Raw genomic sequence first — 20,894 nt, 5'->3', positions numbered from 1 at the left:
TAATGGGACAAAATGTCTCATATTTGCCATTTTGGATGAAATCGGTCACTTAATCGGCGCTCATGTTATTAAGGTTACGCTGTTGAAAATGCCGACCTTAAGTGGGGGAGTCTGCGCATACGGCTTAATTGGGCTTATATCAGCTTGTTTAAGAAAACCTTAAGATTCAGTTAATAGATTCAAAGGTAATCGTTAACGCGGAATATTCTATGAAGAAAATATTGTTGTTACTCAGTTTAATGGCTGCTGGCGTACAAGCCGCGCCGTCGTTGGATCACCAAGTGTTTAACGCGCAAAACCAAGCTGTTTCCCTGAGTGAGTTTAAAGGTAAAGTCGTTTATGTCGATTTTTGGGCCTCTTGGTGTGGGCCTTGCCGTAAATCCTTTCCGTGGATGAATGAGATCCAAAAAAAGTATCAAGATCAAGGTTTGGCCGTCGTGGCAATCAACCTAGATACAGATAACGAGTTAGCCCAAGAATTCTTAAAACAAGTCCCTGCCAATTTTTCAGTGCGTTTCAATCCAGAAGGTGATGTCGCGCGCAGCTTCGATTTGCTGGGTATGCCGAGCAGTTTTATGTTCAATCGCCAAGGTCAGTTAGTGCAGCATCATGTTGGTTTTTATGCCGATAAAGCCGCTGAATACGAGCAAGAACTCGTCAATTTACTGAAGGAGTAATTTATGCTTAAACCCGCATTAGTCGCAGTCACACTCATTATAGGTTTGAGTGGTTGTTCAAATTTAGGGGTGCAGCCATGGGAGAAAGGCCAGTTGGCCCGCAGCGATATGGCGCTCGACAGTGAAAAGCTCGATCTGGCGCTCGATGATCATATTTATTTTAGTAAAGAAGGCAGTAGCGGTGGCCGTGCCTTTGCTGGTGGTGGATGTGGCTGTAACTAAACTCTCCGTTGGTGTTAGTTGCCCTTAGATGTAACGCACAAATGTAACGCGCAGATGTGCTTAAATCACGGGCGAAATCCCGCGGTATTGAATAGATAAAAGTGACCTACAGGTGTTGTCAGCTATGACCCAAAAAAACAATCAAATAAATGCAAGACAATCGAAACAGATTGCGGGTGCGTTAGCCTTAGCCAGTTGTGGGCTGTTTGCCACCAGTGGCCACGCGACTGAATTATCTAAAAAAGCTGACGACTGGAAGGTCGATGCTGCGCTAATGTATTACGGTGAGCAGGATAGAGTGCAGGCCGTTGAAGCCATAGGTACAGCGCAAAAAGCCTTTGGCGATGATAGCGTGCTGGATCTCAAATTGGTGGTCGATAGCTTAACCGGTGCCTCGGCTTCGGGCGCTGTGGCCCAAAGTAGCAGCCAAACCTTTACTCGTCCTTCGGGCAATGGCCAATACAGTGTGGCAGCGGGCGATACACCGCTCGATGACACGTTTCACGATACTCGCGTACAAGCCAATGTCGGTTGGAGTGAAGTGCTAACACCAGATTGGAAACTCAATGTTGGCGCATATGGCTCGAAAGAGTTTGATTATATGTCAATGGGGCTCAATGCCAGTATTGAACGCGGCTTCAATAAAGACAACACGACGTTATTTTTAGGCACAGCTTACAGCTTCGATGTGGTCGATCCTGTCGGTGGACGTCCGGTAGATTTATCCTCAATGGCGGTTCGCGATAACTTCGCCAGTGAAGAAGCATACCGCAGCGCATTTGATGCGACTCGTCAAAGTGGCAGCGATAACAAGCAAACCGCCGATGTGATGCTAGGCATCACCCAAGTACTGAGCCAGCGCTGGTTGTTGCAGGCCAATTATGGTTTATCGAGTGTGAATGGCTATTTAACCGATCCCTATAAAGTACTCAGTGTGGTGGATAACAATGGCATCACTCAGGATCTCTTGTATGAAAGCCGCCCCGATTCTCGCTTGAAGCATAGCTTCTATGTGATGACTAAAGGCGCGTTGGATGCGGGCGTGGTGGATTTTTCCTATCGTTATAATACTGATGATTGGGATCTCAAGTCGCACACCTTAGAAACCCATTACCGTTATTACTTTACGGGCAATTTTTACGGTCAATTGCATCTACGTTATTACCAGCAAACGGCGGCTAACTTCTATCAACCTTTCTTGATGGCGGATACGCCATTGACAGAGTTTGCCAGTGCCGATTATCGTATCGGTGATATGTCGGCTTATACGATAGGGATTAAATTTGGTCATCGATTATCGGGCGGTCATGAGATGTCGTATCGCTTAGAATATTACCAACAGGATCCGAAAAATAACGGTACGACTATTCCTGGAGAGCTGCAAAACTTTGATCTGTTCCCGACGCAGAAGGCGATAACAGCACAGTTTAGTTATTCTTTTTAATACGAAATAATGCTACTGACTCAGATAGCAAGGCGTTAAACTGTATGGGTAGCTTAGCTACCCATACTTAATTTTTCCCTGAGCTTATTTGAGCTGAATTCCAGTGGGATGCCATGTGAAGAGGTGATTTATGATGTCGACATCATCCCTAAAAACCGCACTTTATTCGCTGCAACGCCGTGATTGGGGTTATCTGGGCGAATTTAGGGCCATGGCGAGTCCCTGTGAAATTCTCATCGCATGCGATCAACTCGATATTGCCGATGATATGTTGGATATGGCTGTCACTGAGGCGCTGCGTATCGAGCATAAGTACAGTCGCTTTATTGCGCAGAATTGTCTGTGGCAATTAAACCATGCCTATGGTCATAAGCAGCTTATCGATGAAGAAACCTGGCAGTTGTTGGCTTTTGCTAAACAATGTTTTCAGCTCAGTGACGGACTCTTTGATATTTCTGCAGGGCCGTTAATGGAGCTGTGGCGTTTTGATCCCAAAGCCCAGTTGCCCGAACATGCCCGCATTCTTGCCGCGAAAGCCTTAGTGGGGTTTGATCGTATCGAGTTTGATTCGCGCCATATTGAGATGCCAACGGGGATGAAATTGGATTTTGGTGGCGTAGCTAAGGAATATGCGGTTGATAGAGTCGCCTACGAGTTGGCTGAATGTTATCCAGATATTCCTGTGCTAGTGAATTTTGGTGGCGATATCGCCTGTCCTGTGCCCAAAGAGTACCCATGGCAGGTGGGCATTGAAGATCCACAACACCTCGATCACGCGGCTAATGTACTGGCGATCAGTCAGGGTGCATTAGCGACTAGCGGTGATACCCGGCGGTTTTTTGAAGTCCATGGGAAGCGTTACGGCCATATTGTCGATCCACGTACTGGCTATCCCGTCGTCCAGGCGCCGCGCTCCGTGACTTTGTTAGGACCAAATTGTGTGACCGCAGGAATGCTGGCGACTATGGCCATGTTACAGGGCCAAGATGCGGAAGATTTTTTACAGCAACAAGATGTTAAGTTTAGTATTTTCCGTTAAGGGTTCTTTTAAAAGGCTCTGTTAAGGACATTGAATGCGTATTATGTTGGTTGAAGACAATGAGTTATTAGCCCAAGGGATTTGCTTAAGTTTGGCAAAGCTGGGTATGCAGGTTGATCACCTTAATAGTTATCAGCAAGCATTACAGGGCGTTAAAAATGAAAGCTTCAGTGCCATAGTGCTCGATCTGGGTTTACCCGACGGTAACGGTAAAGAGTTACTCAAGGCGTGGCGTCAGCAGGGGGTGTCAATTCCTACAATAGTGCTGACCGCCAATACGGATTTTGACACTAAGCTCGAATGCTTAGACATGGGCGCCGATGATTATCTCGGTAAACCTTTTGATGTGCGTGAATTGGCCGCGCGTATTCGTGCCATCGTCAGACGACAGTATGGGCTCGATCACAACAGTTTGATTATTGGTGCGCTGTGTATAGATTTAAATACCCGCGAAGTGACCTTTCGCGATCAAAATGTGCTGCTTTCACGGCGTGAATTCCAGTTATTGCTTGAACTCGCACAATCAGCGGGTCGTGTATTGACGCGCAGCCAACTGGAACAGTTAACCTATGGTTGGGATGAAGTCGGCAGCAACTCGATTGAAGTACACATTCATCATTTGCGTAAAAAGCTCGCCAATGAGCTGATTAAAACCGTGCGCGGAATCGGCTATACCTTGATTGAAATAAATTAATTCACTGAATTAAGTGACAATACTCACGTTTGTGGGTATTGATACCTCAGTCATTCGCTGAGGGTAAAACGTTAGGAAACCAAAGTGATTCGATTAAAGGGGCTGGATGTGTATTCACTGCGTTTGGTACTGACATTATTGATTTTGTCAGGTATTTCAGTGTCCGTTGCTGTCTCTAGCTGGTTGAGTACTCGGGATTCTAAGCATCAAATAGAAGAACTCTTTGATGCGCAAATGCTACAAACCGCAAAAATGCTGGAGCTGTTTTATCACACTGAGCCCGGTGCGACGCCCCAGAGTACTGCAAGACCGCAAGTGCTCCACGTTCCCGATAGCCAGATCAGTTCCTTTGCCGAAAAAGCCGATGCCCTGAAACTCGCCTATGAGCATAAATTGGCGTTTCAAATTTGGAGTGAGGCGGGCGAAGCCTTAGTGCTGTCGGACAATATTGGCCATCAACCTATCACCCGATTCGTGCAGGGTTATCACAAGAAAGTGTTTGAAGGTGAACTCTGGCATGTGTTCAGTTTTTTCTCGGTTAAAAATCATGTTTGGATTGTCACCGCTCAGCAGGATGAAGTGCGCCAAGAGCTCGTATCGCAAATCATGCACAACGCGGTTATCGTGCCCTTGATTGTGGTGCCTTTGACACTACTTATCGTTAGCCTATTGTTTTATCTATTGTTCCGGCCATTAAAAACCTTCGAAAGGGAGTTGATTGGGCGGGCGCCGAACGATCTCACGCCGCTGACTATGTCACTACCGAAAGAGCTCGTACCCGTTCGCCGTGCATTAAACTTATATATCAATAGCATAGCTAGATTCATTGCCCGTGAACGCCGTTTTAGCGCCGATGCCGCCCATGAACTTAAAACACCATTATCTGTGATTAAATTACATCAACACGGTTTAGAGAGCCTGATTGACGATGATCCACAGCAGAAATTTCATCTAGCCGCGATTGATGCTGGTGTGGTGCACATGAGTCATACCGTTGAACAGTTACTCGTGTTAGCGAGGGTGGATTCGATAAATGAGCTCAATGTGTCATCCCACGCTATCTTGCCTATGGTTGAAGATGCGCTTAATCAATTGATGCCACAAATCACCGATTATGAATGGAATATCGATATCGCGCCCCAGCTGACCGTGACTTGCGATCGGTTCTATCTGCTGCTCGTGCTAAAAAATATTATCGAAAATGCCTGCAAATACAGCCCGCAGGAATCAGAAATCTCAGTGTCGGCCCATTCACTGGGTGATGAGATTAGTATCTGTATTGCGGATCGCGGCCAAGGCATGACAGAAGAGCAGATTGCTAATGCCACAGAGCGTTTTTATCGTGTGAATGAAAATGAAGGCATAGGTGCGGGTTTAGGTTTGTCTATCTGCCATCACATCATTGAATTGCACCAAGGCCGTTTAGTGATAGCGCCTAGGGAGCAGGGCGGATTATCTGTGACTCTTTTTTTGCCGCAATAGTTCAGAAGTTAACATCTTAAAATAGATCTGCAGTTTAAGTGACATCACCTCAGTGGTTTTGATACATTTGGGTGAGTGTAATTGTGCGTTTGTCTGCTATTTTAGAAAAAATTCTTAGGTTTACCAACAGATTGGTTCGCTAATTGTGTTTTTTCATCTAAGATCATCCACACTAAGTTGAGGCTTTAAAAAGTCTCATTTTACTTTCAAAAATGTAGCATTTGGATCACTTAACCTGCTTTTGTAACTGTGAAAGCAGAAATATGCATGATAATGTTATTTTTATATTCCTTTTAGGTATAAACTTATTCTCAAATAGTATTGTGTAGAAGGGGTTAACTGCATCTTTATTTATGAGTTTTTTTCTCCTTCTGATATCTTTCGCGATATGTAAGCAACTGTTTTTTTTCGCCCCTAAGCGAGGGTGAAAAAAATTCACTGTATACATAAAAAACATTGATTTCTTAGTTTATTTTTTAGGTTACCTATCTATGGTTAGCTTGTTGCGTTGCCCATCGTCCAAACCTTATTCGTCACTCATTTGTTCACTGACGCTAGGCGCTGTTGTCGCCCTGTCTGGTGTCGCGTACGCTGAAGAGACAAAACCCGCCGAGACAGTTCCTGTGGTAACTCCGCCGAAAGTGATTTCTCAGCCCGCTACAAAAAATCAAGTGAGATTCACTAAAACAGGCGCTTTCGATAGCGATACTGTGGTGAAGATTGCAAAACGTTTGGCAGCGAAACCGTATGTGGCCCTTAAAGACCCGTTACCCGCTGGCCTGGCTAAACTGTCATACGATGAATATCGTGATATTCGTTTTAACCCGACTGCGTCCATTTGGCGTGATCAGGGTGTGCCTTTTCAAATGCAAATGTTCCACCGTGGCTTCTATTTCCAAGATTTGATCGAAATTGCGATTGTGGAAGGTCAGAACGCAACGCACTTGGCCTATGAGCCTAAGTATTTCACTGCGGGTGAAGTGATTACCCAAGCATTACCCAATGACGACATTGGTTATTCAGGTTTTCGCATTCATAACCAGCTGAATACTAACGGTGTGTTTGACGAACTTATGGTGTTCCAAGGTGCGAGTTATTTCCGTGCGTTAGGTAAAGGTAACGCCTATGGTTTATCTTCACGTGGTTTAGCGTTAAAAACTGCCGATGCCGAAGGGGAAGAATTCCCAATATTTCGCGCCTTCTGGGTTGAACGTCCATACAATGACAGCAACCTGATTGTCGTGCATGCCTTGCTAGATAGCCCAAGTGTGGCGGGTGCTTATACTTTCTCTGTTCGTCCTGGTGATAACACTTTGATTGACGTTGAAGCGACACTGTTTCCGCGAGTTGAGCTGAGCAAAGTGGGTTTAGCCCCAAGCACAAGCATGTTCCTGCATTCACTCAATGGTCGTCATGATACCGATGACTTTAGACCTGAAGTACATGATTCAGACGGTTTATTGATGTTAAACGGCCGTGGTGAGCATTTATGGCGTCCATTGGCTAACCCACGTCAATTACAGGTCAGTGCGTTTTCTGACAACTCACCACAGGGTTTTGGTTTGATCCAACGCGAGCGTGATTATGCGTCTTACCAAGATTTAGAAGCACATTATGAACGTCGCCCAAGTCTGTGGATTGAGCCTGTGGGCAACTGGGGCCAAGGTTCAGTGGTGTTGACTGAGATTCCGACTGAGTCTGAAATTCATGACAACATCGTTAGCTACTGGAAACCTCGTCAGCCTATTCCTGCGGGCAGTGAATTTCACTTTGCCTATCGCATGAGCTGGGGTGAAGAACCCGCGGCTAAAGTCGGTGCTGTACATGTGTCTCGCTCTGCCAGTGGCCGTGCCGATATTGCTAAAGCAACACCAAGACGTTTATTTGTGGTCGACTATCAAATTAAAGGTCCGATGACAGATGAAATGCCAGTTGCTAAAGTAGAAGCGTCTGGTGGTGTGGTTACCAATGTGGTGATTGCCCGTAATGCAACCAATAATGGCTATCGCTTAGCTTTTGAATTAGAGCCAGAAGATAAAGAACTTATCGAACTGCGCGCTGAACTCAAGTTCCCAACTCCTCGTCAGGTTGAAACCTGGCTCTATCGCTGGACGCTGTAAGGTTCATGACGGAGCAACATGATATGACTGTATCCGAAAACTCGGTACTCGAGACGGAAGTCCTCGTGGGTGGTAGTGCTATGCCAAATGAACGGCCTGGCGCTATGGAACCCCAAAATTTAAGTAAGATGCCAGAGGGATTCCCTCGCCGTAGTACAGTGGCGAATGGAGTACGTTCGCGTGCTTCGCGCCGCTTCTTAGTGGTTGGCGGTGCTTTATTACTGTCTTTATTTGCTATTTATGAAATGGGTGCGGTATTTAGTATCGGCGGAATTACGCCGCTAGAATATCTCGTGTTGGCGTTATTTGCGGTCAACTTTTGTTGGATCGCCTTAGCGTTCTGTAGTGGTATTGCGGGGTTTTTAATCTTGCTGCGCAAACCGCGGGCAAAAGATCTGCAAGTGACTGAGCTGCATACTCGCACCGCGATCTTAATGCCGACCTATAACGAATCCCCAGACAGGGTATTCTCGGCGGTCTCTGTGATGGCAGAAACCTTGTCGCAAACGGGTCATGGTCATGCTTTTGATTGGTTTATCTTAAGTGATACTACCGATCCCGATATTGCTTTGCTCGAAGAGCAGGCGTTTCTGGTGTTACGTCAAGAAACCCATAAGCATTCGCGGGTGTATTACCGTCGCCGTCGTAAAAACGTCGCCCGTAAAGCGGGTAACGTAGCCGATTTTTGCCGTCGTTGGGGGTCGCGCTATGATCACTTGTTAGTGCTTGATGCCGACAGTTTGATGGAGTCTTCAACCATCACTGGCTTAGCTCAGCGCATGCAGGCCGATCCTGATGCGGGTTTGATCCAAACGATTCCGTCGTTGATCAATGGCACCACTTTAATGGCCCGTTTACAGCAATTTGCGGCGCGTATTTATGGTCCGGTAATTGGTACCGGGTTAGGCTGGTGGGTACAAAAAGAAGGTAACTTCTGGGGCCACAACGCCATTATCCGCACCGAAGCCTTTATGACCGCGGCCGGATTACCCAACCTTAAGGGTAAGCCACCTTTTGGTGGCCATATCATGAGCCATGACTTTGTTGAAGCTGCGCTGATCCGCCGTGCGGGCTGGAGTGTGGTCATTGCCTATGACTTACCAGGTTCATACGAAGAATGTCCACCGTCGATTATCGACTTAGCCGTGCGTGATCGCCGCTGGTGCCAAGGTAACTTGCAGCATTCGCGTATTTTGCCGACCAAAGGTCTGCACTGGGTGAGCCGTTTGCATTTACTGACGGGCATCATGGCCTACTTATCATCACCTTTCTGGTTGATGTTGATTTTGACTGGTTTGATGTTGGCCCTGCAGGCACACTTTATTCGACCTGAATATTTCACCGATCAATTTTCACTATTCCCCACTTGGCCCATCATGGACTCGGATAGGGCATTGAGATTGTTCTACATTACTATGGGCGTCTTGTTCGGCCCTAAAGTATTTGGTGTCTTGTTGCTGCTTAAAGACGGTGAGTTTGCTCGCAGTGTTGGTGGTCGAATTAAAGCGATATTCAGTGTGATCTTTGAGGTCATACTCTCAGCGCTGATCGCACCTATCATGATGTTCATTCATTGCGGTGCCGTGATGTCGATTCTAATGGGCCGCGACAGTGGTTGGTCGCCGCAACGTCGTGATGACGGCAGTATGCCGTGGATGACGTTAATCTATCGTCACCGTTGGCATATGCTGGCGGGTGTGATGTTAGGTTATGCAGCTATTTTGGATTCTCTGACCTTGTTAGCTTGGATGAGTCCAGCCTTGATTGGTCTGTGGATTGCCGTGCCTATTTCAGCATGGACGGGTTCTGTCAAAATCGGCGAAGTGTTTAAACGTGCGGGTATTCTTGCGACGCCTGAAGAGCGCAATCCTGCGCAGATTTGTCTGCAAGCACATGAAGCCCGTGCCGCTTACCAAAAACACATTGCTGAGCCTTGGACATTGGCACAGGTACTTAAAGATCCTGCGTTGATGGAGCTGCATTTGGCTATGGTGGATAAACAGCCATTGCGCGCTGCGGGGACTCCGATTGAAGCGATGGAAGCCATAGTGCATGTGAAAGTGCATGAAGCTCGCTGCCAGCAGAGTGCATTAGCTGTACTGAATCGCCAAGAAATGGCGATGGTGTTAGCGAATCCTTTGATGTTACGTAGCCTGCAGAAATTACCAGAGCAGTTTGTAGAAGAAGATCTGGTGTCTTTTTGCTAACGAATATCTAACGCACAGCGAACCAACATTAGCGCAGCATTCGCTCGCAAATGAGTTTGGTTGTAATTATTAGAAAATGCCACTGACGACCTCAGTGGCATTTTTCTTTTCATAATCTGCAGTTTGCCCCTAGTAATTAACTGAACCCCATGAAATAGTCGTATTACAGTATTATTGACTGACATGATCGCTGGCTTTCAAGTGACCTTAAATAGCGAAGGGAGTATTTATGGTATTGCACAAGATCATCCAGTATTTCTCACCGTTTGTACGCGCATCGCAAATTAAACGTATGCCCATGAGTCGCTGTTTGGGACTGTTAGTGCTGAGCGTTATTGTCTGTTTTCCTATCACGTCAGTGGCAATGGCTACCGATGATACTCAAGTCATTTCATCGAATCCCAGCATTGGGGCACAGCAAGACATGCTGCAGCTAAACAGTGTGCAACCAAGCACTGAGAGTAAAGCCGATGAGCCCGATGCAGCCTTGCCACTTACGGCATTAGTGCCGCAGGTGTTGCTGCTGGATCTTGCGGGCGTTAATCCTATTTTTGGTCTGCATTATCGCGAATTAACATTATCACCAAATACCTTATCAGCGGCCGATGTGGCGCGGGTTCAAGCTGATGTGACGGGCTACTGGCGTTATATCAAGACCTTTGCACAGTGCAATAACGGCGCACCTGTAGACACAGTATCATCAGTTATTCCAACGGATCTCCAATATCAAAGGGTGCTAAAACAAGTCACCCATTTAGCGCTATTGGATGCGGCTGATCCTTGGGAAACCTTAGTGCTGGATGAAAAGTTAACGGTCGGAATGAGTCATCCACTCCTTGATACCATAGCTAAACGTTTGTGGCGCTTGGGTGACTTAGCCATTGAGCCAATGACTAACTTTGTCTATAGCGAAGAATTGGTGGTTGGTGTTAAGCGTTTCCAACAAAGGCATGGGTTAAAACAGGACGGGGTGATTGGTAAGCAGACCTTGTACTGGTTGAATCAATCGCCAAAGGCGAGGGCAGTCTTATTGGCTAAAAATACGATTCGGCAACGAGTGTTTGAACGTAAGTTGGAGCCAAGCTACTTGCTGATTAACGTGCCCGCCTTTGAGATGATCTTAGTCGATAATGGCACCACAGTGCTCAATTCCAAAGTGATTGTGGGCAAATCTTCTCGGCAAACCCCGCTGCTGGATAGCCAGATTTCCAGCGTGGTCCTCAATCCCAGTTGGCGAGTGCCGAGCAGCATTCTACGCCGAGATATCCTGCCGCAGATTCGGCGAAATGGTCATTATCTTAATGAACGCCAATTTGATGTGTACGACTATAACGGCCAACTAGTGCAACACATGCCAGAAGAATGGCAGGGCTTAGCCAGCACTTCGTTTCCCTATCAGCTAGTGCAACGCCCAGGGGTGAAGAATGCATTAGGCAAATATAAGTTCCACTTTGATAACAGTTTTAGTGTTTATTTGCATGGCACTTCTGAGCCAAGTCTCTTTAATAAGGATGATAGGGCACTATCATCAGGCTGTATTCGGATTGAAAAAGTCACTGAATTAGCTCAATGGTTTAAGGAACATTTAGTCAAAGATAAGCGTTTATGGGACAAATTAGCCCCAGATGTAACGCAGCCCCAGTGGTTTTCACTTTCTCAAAAGCTGCCAGTGCATCTGGTGTATTGGACTGCGTGGCTAGATGACAGTGGGCAAGAGCAATACCGTAATGACATTTACCATTTAGAAGCTGAGTTGACGAATGCCGTACCCGCCACGGTTTTAGATCTCAATTAAGATTTTGGCACCATAAAGCTGAGTAAGATAACAAATTGAACTCACAGGGCATTTTAAAATCGTGGGCAGAATGGGGTTGGCAAAACTTGATCTTAGGGCTTATTCAGTATAATTTGCTTGATTAGTGACCAAAAAGCATACAAAAGGTGATCATGTGACTTTGATATGTCCTGCCCGTAGGCAGTTATTGTTAGGCCTGAGTGGTGTGGCATTATGTTCTCTTATTCCCTCAAAAGCAGTAGCCAGTCGTTCAACCAAAGGGATCCGCGAGTTAAGTCTGTTTAATCGCCATACTGGTGAGCGCGATGACGGCAGTTACTGGGTTGATGGTCATTATCAAAGCAAGGTATTAAACGATTTTAATCATTTACTGCGGGACCATCGCCAGAATGTGGCGGCGCCTATGGATAAACGTTTATTCGATTTACTCTATTCCCTTAAAACGACTTTGAATGTCGACGATGAAATCCATGTGATTTCTGGTTATCGTTCACCCAAAACCAATGCCATGCTTGCGAGTCACAGTGGCGGTGTCGCAAAAAAGAGTTATCACATGCGCGGCATGGCTATGGATATCGCGATCCCAAGCGTTAAGCTTAAAACCCTCAGAGAAGCGGCTTTATCCCTAAAACTGGGTGGAGTGGGCTATTATCCTAACTCTGGCTTTGTGCATGTCGATTGTGGGCCGGTACGACACTGGTAGCGTGAATAATTTGTTGCTGAACTCGTTGATAGAATCCTTGCTCTAGGGCTTGAGATTCTGTCAGGTAATGCCTCAGCAGCGGGATAAATTGCTGGTTGAGCTTGTTCATTTCTCTATGCTGTTGCCAATCACAGATCAATAAACTCAAATGTTGTGAGAATTGATACTGCCTTTGCCTTTGTAACTCAATGTCGACCGACTCAATGACTTGCATGAGTAAAATCAAGCTGCGGTTTTTCTGTTGGGTGCAGGCAAGCAATTCTAAAAATTTTAATTCGAGGGTATTTTGCTGGTAAGGAACGGTTTCGATAAGTGAGACAAGTTCACGGGCCAGTTGGCATGAAAGTCTGTTTTCTTGTTGTAACTGGTATAGCGCATGACGCATTTTTTGACACAGCAGTTATCGAAATTTGCCCGAGCTTATCAGGCTTCTCAATTTCCCAGTGTGATCTAGATCGCGTGTTTTTTGTTTGAGATCAAAGCCTTTTCCCAGCTGTAACAGCCAAGATACAAGTTCTTCAATTTGATAAATTGCTACCTGTTTTACTAACGCAGCGGCGGACAAATTGATGGGTTGCGGCATTCTTGTGCGCCTTGGGTATCTATGTTAGTATTCGCGCGCTTTATATGAGCCGTCATTGGTCGAAAATGCCGGCAACTTTTTACTCTAAATTTAAGTGAGAAACACATGTCTTACACTATCCAAGCACAAACCCGCACTGAAATAGGGAAAGGTTCGAGCCGCCGCCTACGCCATGCTGGTAAAGTACCTGCTGTTATTTATGGCCAAGGCAAAGAGCCAGTTTCTATTGTTTTTGATCACAAAGATATCATCAACATTCAAGCTAACGCTGATTTCTACACTTCAACTCTGACTATCGTTGTTGATGGTAAAGAAGTGGGTGTACGCGCACAAGCTATGCAACGCCACGTGTTCAAGCCAATCATTGAACATGTTGACTTCGTTTACGCTTAATTGTCGTAACTGAAGCAAAAAAGCGCCTAAGGGCGCTTTTTTTGTGGCTGATTTTCACGCGACTGATTTTCATCTGATGGATCGGCGTGACTCATTTTATTGTTGCCAAAGACTTATCATAGATAGGCAGAGTGTATCGACACTCCACCCGAGTCTTAATCTTGCTACTTGATATTAAAGTTGTAATAGATATCAAGAGATTGCCCTAAAGTACCCGATACGGTTTCGAGATAAAGCTGTGATAGCAGGTAATATCTGACCGTCATCTCATAGCCAGGGTTAAACACGCCTACCCCGTATTTCACCATCAAGTTCTCACCGATAAAGCCACTGATCGCCACACGGCCTTCATCGTTGGTGTCGAGTTGCACGTTAGAGAAACCAAACTCTTCTATTAATCCGGTCGCGGTATTTCCTATATTATTTATTGCGCCGCCGCCCACCTGCGAGCCTAAACCTAAGGCCGCGCCCATCATCAACGAGTTATTTTGCTCATTGTTGGCACTGTTAAAACCACTGCCTTTAATAATGTAAGACAAGATTTCAGCCTGCTCTTTAGCGGGGTTAGAGAACAGGGTCACCACAGGGCGGGCGGGAGTGCCAGTAACGCGCACACCTGCGACTAAGTCTTCACTCTTAATCTCGCGTATTGCCTCAATATTTAAGTTTGGCACTGACGTTGGCCCCACAAACTGCACTTCGCCGGTACGGATCTTCAGGGTTTGGCCCATAAATTTGTAACTGCCCTGATTGACCTTGATATTACCGAAGAGCAAAGGTGGGCGGAACGCTTGTTGTTGCAGCTTTAAGGTTCCTTGCAGCTTACCCTTGAGGCCCATGCCATCAATCCTGAGCTCGTTGCCTACACTGATATTCAGATCGGCTACGACGGCATAGGGGCTGGTTTTAGGTTGCATAGCGGCAATGGAATCGTCAAAGACCACGTCCTCTGAGGTGGCGATACCGCCTTCTGCTAATGGCACAATTTTAATATTGCCAGAAGGGACTGCAATTTTTCCTTTTACTGCCAGTTGCTTACTATTGAAGCTTAAATTGATATCGGGTGAAACATCGAGGATAGCCAGTGGCGGTTGGATCACGGCGAGCTTATCGCCTTCGAGGGCTAATTCGCCACTAAATTGACCTTGTGGCCATTGCAGCTGGCCATTTACCCTGCCCAAGCCATTGCCCATCATCCAGCGACCTTTAAGCTCGGCTTGTTGACCCGCGAACGACATTGACATATCAATTTTGTCTATGAGTGTTGGGTTTGCCGTCAGGGCTAAGGCACCCTCCGTTAAGGCCATGCTTCCCGACACTTCCGGCGCCTCTAGACTGCCCGCAAAGTTAAGCTGACTGGTGAGTAAGCCTTGTACCGTATTGAGTTGTGGGAAAAATTCTCCCAGTGGTTGTAAGTTGATTTGCTTGATATTGGCATAACCAGAGAGCGAGCGGTCTGGGGTGACATTGACGTTGATCTCACTCTGCCAACTGGCCACGCCTTCAGATTCAAAATTTAATACTGTTGCTAGCCGTTTAGCATCTAAGGTCGCCAGCAATGACAAATGTTGGTAATTAATGGTGACTTCACGATTCTTATCCCGTTTGAGCATGATACTGCCAGGAGCAAAATCAAAGTCCACATCGGCTGTCGGTTTACGACCCGCAGTCCAAGCAAAATTGGCTAACAGCGAGGCCGGACCATCCCAGCGCATATTCGTTGGCAATATCGGTACGAGTAACTGCCCCGGATTCCCTGAGTAGCTCACCTGCGCGCTGCCTTTTTTGCCTATGGCCGTCTCACTGTTTAGACAGATACGGCTGTTCGGATTCATGAGACAAAACGGTGTGATGCTGCCCTGATTCTTGTTTTGGTCCCAAGCGAGATTAATGGCGTTGTCGAGCTGCCATAGGCCAACGGGGGTATTGAGATTTAAACGTTCAACATCGAGCCGTAGCCGTGACTTTTTCACATCGTATTGACTGCTCACTGTGGTATCGAGGCCAAGATCGCCAGTGGCATTCAGGGTCAGCTTTTGAGCGTCAATCGTGCCTTTCGCCCCAACCGTCACTGTATCTAAATTCTGATCCGCAATCTGTAAGGCTTTTGATATCAGCGAGATAGCAAATTCATGTTGATCTAGCGGCTTGTAATAGGCCTTTAAGTTGGATTCTCGCAGTTTAATGTTTTGATAAAACAGTTCAGCGAGTTGGGCGGTGAGTTCAACTTGAGGGTGTTTTTCATCCCCTGTGACATTAATTTGCGCCTGCAATTGGCCGCTGGCCTTAGGCAACCAAAGACCGAAGTCGGGCACTTGCAGCTCACCCTGTAGATCCCAGTTGGCGTTGGCTTCGCCTTTGAGTGCCAGAGTCGAGCCCAGTACTTTGGCGTTCAGCCCCTTAGCACTGACATACAGGGAATCATTCACACTGATATCCCCTGTGATATCGAAGGGATAACCTTGCAGGGTGCCCGTGAGCTCAGTGTCGTTCAGGGAGACTTGCCAGCGAGGATCAGCAAATGAGCCTTGAGTGCGTAATTTTCCTGAAATCAAACTGTCCGGTAGACCGGTTGCTGTTTGCGTCGTATCCGTTTGTGGCAGTTGTACTTCCTGCAGTTTTACGTCATTGAGCCAGAGATTGGCGTTCCAGCGAATGGCTTTTTGATAATCGAGTTCGCCCGTGAGCTTGACCTGACCAATCGCGCCCGTTGCATCAAGATTATTAATGGTTAACTTAGCATCTTGATGCTGAAGGCTAGTGTTTATGGCGAGCACTTTGTGGAATGGTGTCGTCAGTTCACCTTTAAGGCTCGCCTCTTGACGATTGAGATCGCCATGACTTTCCAGTGCCACATCGCTGACTGAGTATTCAGGGCTTTTTAGCGGCCACTGCAGCCGTGTCTGTTCAAGTTTTACCTTGTAGGGCAGGCTTGGATCGCGAAGCGTTATCTGCCCATCTAGCGTGAAGTCGGCATCGCCCTTGGCGACAGCGTTGACTTGTAGTTGCCCTAAGCTTTGGCTCAGCTTTACATCTAGTACTTGATGAGTCAGTTCAGGTAATTCGGCTAATTGGTTAAGGGTGAGGTTGGCTTCTAAATCGAGTGGATAATCTTTATCGAGCGTTAAGCTGCCTGTGATATCCGCGCTGCCATCTGTATGGTTGATAGCGAGATGATCTAAGGTCAATTGATATTCGCGGAAATGACCTTGCAGCTCGGCATGGCTAAAGACATCTTTACGATCGCCGATTTGCAGCGTGGTGTTATCAAGTGTGAGGGCATTGACCGTCACAGGAAAAGGCATAAACACTTGTGGCAAATGCGCTAGAGCCCACTCTGCACTACTGTTTTTTGCTGGCTTGTCTTTTGCCGGCGAGTTGGCCGATGGATCAGGCGTCGCATTGGCTGTTGTGCTGGCTGTGCTGGCCGCTGCGTTGGGTGTCGTACTCTCGGCTATGTCGGCGTTAGAAGCCGTCGTTGTCGCTGCTTGGTTCGTGTGTGCGGCATCGGTTGCTGTGGGGATCAGCACGAACAATCCTTCACTGAAAAGCTGCTTAATCGACAAGCCTTCGGCAAGCCACTTTGCCTCTGCGTTAAGGCGATTGGCCGTAAATTGCATCTCATCAACTTGGATATTCACAGCGTTGAGTTCCGCGGAATCTAACTCAATATCAAAGGGTAATTGCAGCTCGCTGGGCTCTTCATCGAGCGGCACTATCGGGGTTTCGTTTGTGTCGGCAGACAGGGCTAAGGTATCAATAGTCACATCGACTTTGGCCGCAGATAAGCCATTAACACATAAACGTTTTTGTAGTAAACAGGCGGGTTGCCACAGTAAATGCAGATCCTCAAGTTGCACCTTGATGCCAGCCATAGACCAAGACGCATGGGACAGGGCTAAGTCTTTATTAATGGAGCCTGAGGTGTAAGTCAGATCAAGATCGGGCACAAACTGATCGGCTAAGCCTACTGTGATGCGCGAGCCAAACTCTGTGCCGAGTAATAGGGCGATTAATACTAAAAGCCCTAATGGCACATAGATGATAATCCGAGTCCAGAGTTTGAACTGTCGCCACAGTTTTTGGATGAATGACACCGATTGGGTGACAGAACTCGCAATGGCTTCAGTGACTTCGGTGATAGGGCTGTCTATTACGTCTTGCTCTGTTGGCTTATTATGCTCTGGGGGCTGGCTCATAGATCGGTCCCCATGGTCAGGTGAATACGCCATGATCTTTCAATGGTATCGGTTTCTTTCAATCCAACCCCTAAATCCAGTTTGATTGGGCCTATGGGGGAGATCCAATGGATACCGCCACCGACAGAGACAACAGGTTCAAATTGATTATTATCGAAGGCGTTACCCGCATCGATAAAGGTACCGACCCGCCAAGTGGGGGTTACATAATATTGATATTCTAAACTGCCGACCATTAAATAGCGGCCACCTATGACCTCGCGATTGGTTTTACCATCATCTGCGACATAATCTAAATAGGGACCCAATTCTTGATAACCATAACCCCGTACACTTTGATCACCACCGGCAAAATAGCGCAGCGAAGGCGGGATAGAAGCCAGATCATTCTCGTTGGCTAAGTTGGCGGCTAAATCGATACGCGCAACAATCCTGTGATTGTCGAAGAAGGTATCAATCCATTTAAATTTGGCTTGAAGGCGCGCTAAGCGGGTTTCTGATCCTAAATAAGGGTCGGCATAGTCTAGGCTGTAAATCTGTCTGAAACCAGACTTAGGATCGAGTGAATTATCTCCCCGCGTCGTTCGCGAAAAGTTGATCCCAGCCAGATAAAACGACGGCATATAATCGACATCAGACTGGGTGTATTCTTCGCGAATAGCCTCAAGTGAATAATTCATTAGCCACTGATTTTCTAGTCTTTGTTGGCGCAATAGTCCAATAAGGTATTTAGTCGATTCAAGCTGACCTGTGTTACTAAAATCGCGATTCTCGGCGTCATACACTTGGGTCACACCGTATTTATCCCGCAGTAAACCGACGCGGATTTTTAATTGATCATCTAAGGGATGTGTCAAGGGGATAGTATAAGTGGTTAATAACTTAGGTCTATCCGGTGACCATTCGAGGCTGGTTTCCTGTGAATGGCCGTATTTATTGATTTGTGGCGTGCGCCAAGTGACGCGCACCCTTGGGTCGAAAGCTTGGTCTGTCTTACCAATATCACCACCAAAACCGAGCTCAATGGCGTGGCTTGCCTTAGGGGTTAATTCGACCAGCACAGGAATATGACTCTCTTCGACACCGTCGATTTGCGGGATCACTTTGATATTGGCGAAATAGCCCGTATCTAATAACTGGCGATTCAGCGCGCTCACACGGCGGGTTGAATATGAAGCACCTGCCTTAAAAGGGATAAGATCTTCTAAAATTTCAGGTTCTAAACTATGGCCTTCGAAGCTGACTTGGCCAAATTTATAACGTTTACCAGAGTCGAAATGTAAACTTACCTGCGCGGTATTAATGTCGCGGTTAACTTTAATCTGTGATTCCGTAAATTCACCATCGAAGTAACCTCGGGCTAAAGCTAAGGTGACCAGTTGCGATTTGACGTCGCTATATACACCGTGGTTTAGCACATCGCCAGGCTTTAAGTTGACCTTAGCCAGCCATTGATCGAAGGCGCGATCATCAAGCATTTCACCACTGAAGTTAATATCGACCCACTGAACTATGGTTGGCTCGCCGGCAGTGATCACCAGTTTTAGTTCCCACGGTCCCTTGTCATGTTCCGTCAGTTTTTCTTCCACTTCGCCATGATAGTAACCCATGGATTCTAAGGCTGTGCTGACATTGTCATCGACATTAAACAGAAAGGCACGGCGCTGCACCTCGGATTCGGGTAAGGTGCCTAAGTGCGCAACTATGTTACGTTGCAGAGCTTCATTCACGCCTGTGACAGATAATTTAATAAATTCATCTGCCGCCGCAGCGACGGATGTGACTGAAATCAGACTCAGAAATAAGCAAAAACGAAAGTAATGTGAGGTGATTTGCAAAAATGGCTGCACTTTATAGTCCCTGTGATGTGGCATCATTGTCGCCAGAATAAAACCAACAGGCAAGGAGATGATTGAAATTACACGATGAAATGGGTACAAAGGACGCTACTTTTTAAGGGGATGTAAAGAATGAAAACAAAATTAGCCACCTTTAGTTTAATTATCTCGGGTTTACTTTTTATGTCACACAACACCTTTGCCAATGACAAACCGTTTGCGATTGCGATCCACGGCGGCGCTGGCACGATTTCTAAGGCTAATCTCACCCCTGAACAACGCCAAGCCTACAAAGATAAGTTAAAGGAAGCGGTCGATAAAGGCTCAAAAGTGTTAGAAGAGGGCGGTGACAGCTTAGTCGCGGTGCAAACAGCCATTAATATTCTCGAAAATAGCCCACTGTTCAATGCTGGCATAGGCGCTGTGTACACCTATGACGGCGGGCATGAGTTAGATGCGTCCATTATGGATGGCAAAACCATGAATGCCGGCGCAATTGCTGGAGTGCGCCATATCGCCAATCCCATTGATCTCGCTTTAGCCGTGATGAATAAGTCTGAACATGTGATGCTCTCGGGCGCAGGCGCAGAAGAATTTGCACTGACACAAGGCTTTAGCTTAGTGCCGAACGGTCATTTTGATACTGACGAGCGTTATCAGCAATTACTCGATGCTCGGCAAAAACTGCAAGCTGCGGCTAAATCAGAGCAAGTCGCAAGTGTTGAGATGCAAGATCTCGATTACAAATTTGGTACCGTAGGCGCCGTCGCCTTAGACAAAAATGGCAACTTAGCAGCTGGTACCTCAACTGGCGGCATGACGGCAAAACGCTTCGGTCGCATTGGTGATTCTCCTGTGATTGGTGCCGGCACCTATGCTGAAAATGGGGTGTGCGCCGTATCGGCAACCGGACACGGTGAGTTCTTTATTCGTTACCAAGTGGCGGGGGATATTTGTGCCAAAGTGAAATACCAGCAGAAATCCATTATTCAAGCCGCCGATGAAGTGATCAATCAGCGGCTTATTACTGCTGGCGGTTCGGGTGGCGTGATTGCCGTCGATCAGCGCGGTAATATCGCTACGCCATTTAATACCGAAGGCATGTACCGCGCAACCCGTAGCAATGGCGAACCCGCCCAAGTGCTGATTTGGCAAGACCAATAACTTGAATTGTAAAAGCTGTTGGTTCGTGCCTGACATTGCTTACAAGATTGTTTACAAGTTGGTGTAAAAAATAGCTTAGAAATATCTCACAGAAACATGGCTCAGAAACCTTAAAAAGCGAGTGCTGCGAAAGTGGCACTCGCTTTTTGCTTACGGTTTTTTGCTTTAAGACTGGATAAGAAGCTGATAGGTTTGAGCTATTACGATTAGTCTATGGTATGTGCATATAAAGCGTTGTTTGATTTCATTAGACGTACAATCATCAAACGCAAAGCCGCACTTAACTCACAGTCAAAGTTGCAGTTTGTGTCCAGCGAACACATCGCGTCTTCAT

16 protein-coding genes are annotated in these 20,894 nt (G+C 46.6%); 12 read left to right on the top strand and 4 right to left on the bottom strand.

The features are described 5' to 3' along the window. Nucleotides 1–209: 209 nt before the first annotated feature. From Q4Q54_RS05495 to Q4Q54_RS05450, 10 genes are all read left to right on the top strand, one after another. Nucleotides 210–677: a TlpA disulfide reductase family protein gene (locus Q4Q54_RS05495; protein WP_311987923.1), complete on the top strand. Its 468-nt coding sequence runs from the start codon at nucleotides 210–212 to the stop codon at nucleotides 675–677. 3 nt (nucleotides 678–680) lie between these two features. Then, complete coding sequence (locus tag Q4Q54_RS05490; RefSeq protein WP_220775984.1) at nucleotides 681–899, top strand: DUF4266 domain-containing protein; 219 nt, start codon at nucleotides 681–683, stop codon at nucleotides 897–899. Between the two features lie 124 nt (nucleotides 900–1,023). Further along, a complete protein-coding gene (locus Q4Q54_RS05485) occupies nucleotides 1,024–2,343 on the top strand; it encodes a DUF3570 domain-containing protein (RefSeq protein ID WP_311987922.1) in 1,320 nt (439 codons plus the stop codon). Nucleotides 2,344–2,473: 130 nt separating this feature from the next. Further along, entirely contained in the window at nucleotides 2,474–3,382 is a 909-nt protein-coding gene (locus tag Q4Q54_RS05480) for an FAD:protein FMN transferase (protein ID WP_311987921.1), read from the top strand. 34 nt (nucleotides 3,383–3,416) lie between these two features. Then, nucleotides 3,417–4,076: a response regulator transcription factor gene (locus Q4Q54_RS05475; protein ID WP_006081389.1), complete on the top strand. Its 660-nt coding sequence runs from the start codon at nucleotides 3,417–3,419 to the stop codon at nucleotides 4,074–4,076. An 84-nt stretch (nucleotides 4,077–4,160) separates the two neighbouring features. Then, the gene (locus tag Q4Q54_RS05470) at nucleotides 4,161–5,558 is read left to right on the top strand and encodes an ATP-binding protein (protein ID WP_006081390.1); all 1,398 of its coding nucleotides are present in this window, start codon (nucleotides 4,161–4,163) and stop codon (nucleotides 5,556–5,558) included. 491 nt (nucleotides 5,559–6,049) lie between these two features. Then, entirely contained in the window at nucleotides 6,050–7,678 is a 1,629-nt protein-coding gene (locus Q4Q54_RS05465; protein ID WP_311987920.1) for a glucan biosynthesis protein G, read from the top strand. A 23-nt stretch (nucleotides 7,679–7,701) separates the two neighbouring features. After that, nucleotides 7,702–9,885 (top strand): glucans biosynthesis glucosyltransferase MdoH, encoded by a 2,184-nt coding sequence (gene mdoH / locus Q4Q54_RS05460; RefSeq protein ID WP_006086416.1) that lies wholly within the window; start codon nucleotides 7,702–7,704, stop codon nucleotides 9,883–9,885. Nucleotides 9,886–10,114: 229 nt separating this feature from the next. Continuing rightward, nucleotides 10,115–11,680 carry a L,D-transpeptidase family protein gene (locus tag Q4Q54_RS05455; protein ID WP_311987919.1) on the top strand — a complete coding sequence of 522 codons (1,566 nt, stop codon included), beginning with the start codon at nucleotides 10,115–10,117 and terminating at the stop codon, nucleotides 11,678–11,680. A 154-nt stretch (nucleotides 11,681–11,834) separates the two neighbouring features. Beyond that, on the top strand, nucleotides 11,835–12,383 hold the full coding sequence (locus Q4Q54_RS05450) for a DUF882 domain-containing protein (RefSeq protein ID WP_012089020.1): 549 nt from the start codon (nucleotides 11,835–11,837) through the stop codon (nucleotides 12,381–12,383). Here the strand turns inward: Q4Q54_RS05450 and Q4Q54_RS05445 are convergent. Both Q4Q54_RS05445 and Q4Q54_RS05440 read right to left on the bottom strand, forming a co-directional pair. After that, on the bottom strand, nucleotides 12,334–12,768 hold the full coding sequence (locus Q4Q54_RS05445) for a hypothetical protein (protein WP_006081396.1): 435 nt from the start codon (nucleotides 12,766–12,768) through the stop codon (nucleotides 12,334–12,336). The two genes, Q4Q54_RS05450 and Q4Q54_RS05445, sit on opposite strands and share 50 nt — an antisense overlap. 15 nt (nucleotides 12,769–12,783) lie before the next feature. Beyond that, the gene (locus tag Q4Q54_RS05440; RefSeq protein WP_006086419.1) at nucleotides 12,784–12,966 is read right to left on the bottom strand and encodes a hypothetical protein; all 183 of its coding nucleotides are present in this window, start codon (nucleotides 12,964–12,966) and stop codon (nucleotides 12,784–12,786) included. A gap of 105 nt (nucleotides 12,967–13,071) precedes the next feature. Between Q4Q54_RS05440 and rplY the strand changes: the two genes are divergently transcribed. Beyond that, the gene (rplY, locus tag Q4Q54_RS05435) at nucleotides 13,072–13,359 is read left to right on the top strand and encodes a 50S ribosomal protein L25 (protein ID WP_028760163.1); all 288 of its coding nucleotides are present in this window, start codon (nucleotides 13,072–13,074) and stop codon (nucleotides 13,357–13,359) included. Between the two features lie 164 nt (nucleotides 13,360–13,523). On the opposite strand, the gene Q4Q54_RS05430 is transcribed toward rplY, so the two are convergent. Together Q4Q54_RS05430 and Q4Q54_RS05425 are read right to left on the bottom strand one after the other, a co-directional pair. After that, nucleotides 13,524–17,558, bottom strand: coding sequence for a translocation/assembly module TamB domain-containing protein (locus Q4Q54_RS05430; RefSeq protein WP_311987918.1), 4,035 nt, complete (start codon nucleotides 17,556–17,558; stop codon nucleotides 13,524–13,526). Next, nucleotides 17,555–19,408, bottom strand: coding sequence for an autotransporter assembly complex protein TamA (locus Q4Q54_RS05425; protein ID WP_063882887.1), 1,854 nt, complete (start codon nucleotides 19,406–19,408; stop codon nucleotides 17,555–17,557). Before Q4Q54_RS05425 ends, Q4Q54_RS05430 begins: the two co-directional genes overlap by 4 nt. A gap of 120 nt (nucleotides 19,409–19,528) precedes the next feature. Between Q4Q54_RS05425 and Q4Q54_RS05420 the strand changes: the two genes are divergently transcribed. Then, nucleotides 19,529–20,560 carry an isoaspartyl peptidase/L-asparaginase gene (locus Q4Q54_RS05420; protein WP_311987917.1) on the top strand — a complete coding sequence of 344 codons (1,032 nt, stop codon included), beginning with the start codon at nucleotides 19,529–19,531 and terminating at the stop codon, nucleotides 20,558–20,560. Nucleotides 20,561–20,894 lie beyond the last annotated feature (334 nt).

It is taken from the genome of Shewanella sp. SP2S2-4, from assembly GCF_031932025.1.
In the GTDB taxonomy this organism is placed as follows: domain Bacteria; phylum Pseudomonadota; class Gammaproteobacteria; order Enterobacterales; family Shewanellaceae; genus Shewanella; species Shewanella baltica.
The sequence above is the reverse complement of the archived record's forward strand: the minus strand, read 5'-3'. Positions and strand labels throughout refer to the sequence as shown.

Excerpts from the sequence above, each read along its gene's own strand:
- Q4Q54_RS05495 (WP_311987923.1), top strand. The coding sequence starts at position 210 with ATGAAGAAAATATTGTTGTTACTCAGTTTAATGGCTGCTGGCGTACAA.
- Q4Q54_RS05490 (WP_220775984.1), top strand. The coding sequence starts at position 681 with ATGCTTAAACCCGCATTAGTCGCAGTCACACTCATTATAGGTTTGAGT.
- Q4Q54_RS05485 (WP_311987922.1), top strand. The coding sequence starts at position 1,024 with ATGACCCAAAAAAACAATCAAATAAATGCAAGACAATCGAAACAGATT.
- Q4Q54_RS05480 (WP_311987921.1), top strand. The coding sequence starts at position 2,474 with ATGATGTCGACATCATCCCTAAAAACCGCACTTTATTCGCTGCAACGC.
- Q4Q54_RS05475 (WP_006081389.1), top strand. The coding sequence starts at position 3,417 with ATGCGTATTATGTTGGTTGAAGACAATGAGTTATTAGCCCAAGGGATT.
- Q4Q54_RS05465 (WP_311987920.1), top strand. The coding sequence starts at position 6,050 with ATGGTTAGCTTGTTGCGTTGCCCATCGTCCAAACCTTATTCGTCACTC.
- mdoH (WP_006086416.1), top strand. The coding sequence starts at position 7,702 with ATGACTGTATCCGAAAACTCGGTACTCGAGACGGAAGTCCTCGTGGGT.
- Q4Q54_RS05455 (WP_311987919.1), top strand. The coding sequence starts at position 10,115 with ATGGTATTGCACAAGATCATCCAGTATTTCTCACCGTTTGTACGCGCA.
- Q4Q54_RS05445 (WP_006081396.1), bottom strand. The coding sequence starts at position 12,768 with ATGCGTCATGCGCTATACCAGTTACAACAAGAAAACAGACTTTCATGC.
- Q4Q54_RS05440 (WP_006086419.1), bottom strand. The coding sequence starts at position 12,966 with ATGCCGCAACCCATCAATTTGTCCGCCGCTGCGTTAGTAAAACAGGTA.
- rplY (WP_028760163.1), top strand. The coding sequence starts at position 13,072 with ATGTCTTACACTATCCAAGCACAAACCCGCACTGAAATAGGGAAAGGT.
- Q4Q54_RS05430 (WP_311987918.1), bottom strand. The coding sequence starts at position 17,558 with ATGAGCCAGCCCCCAGAGCATAATAAGCCAACAGAGCAAGACGTAATA.
- Q4Q54_RS05420 (WP_311987917.1), top strand. The coding sequence starts at position 19,529 with ATGAAAACAAAATTAGCCACCTTTAGTTTAATTATCTCGGGTTTACTT.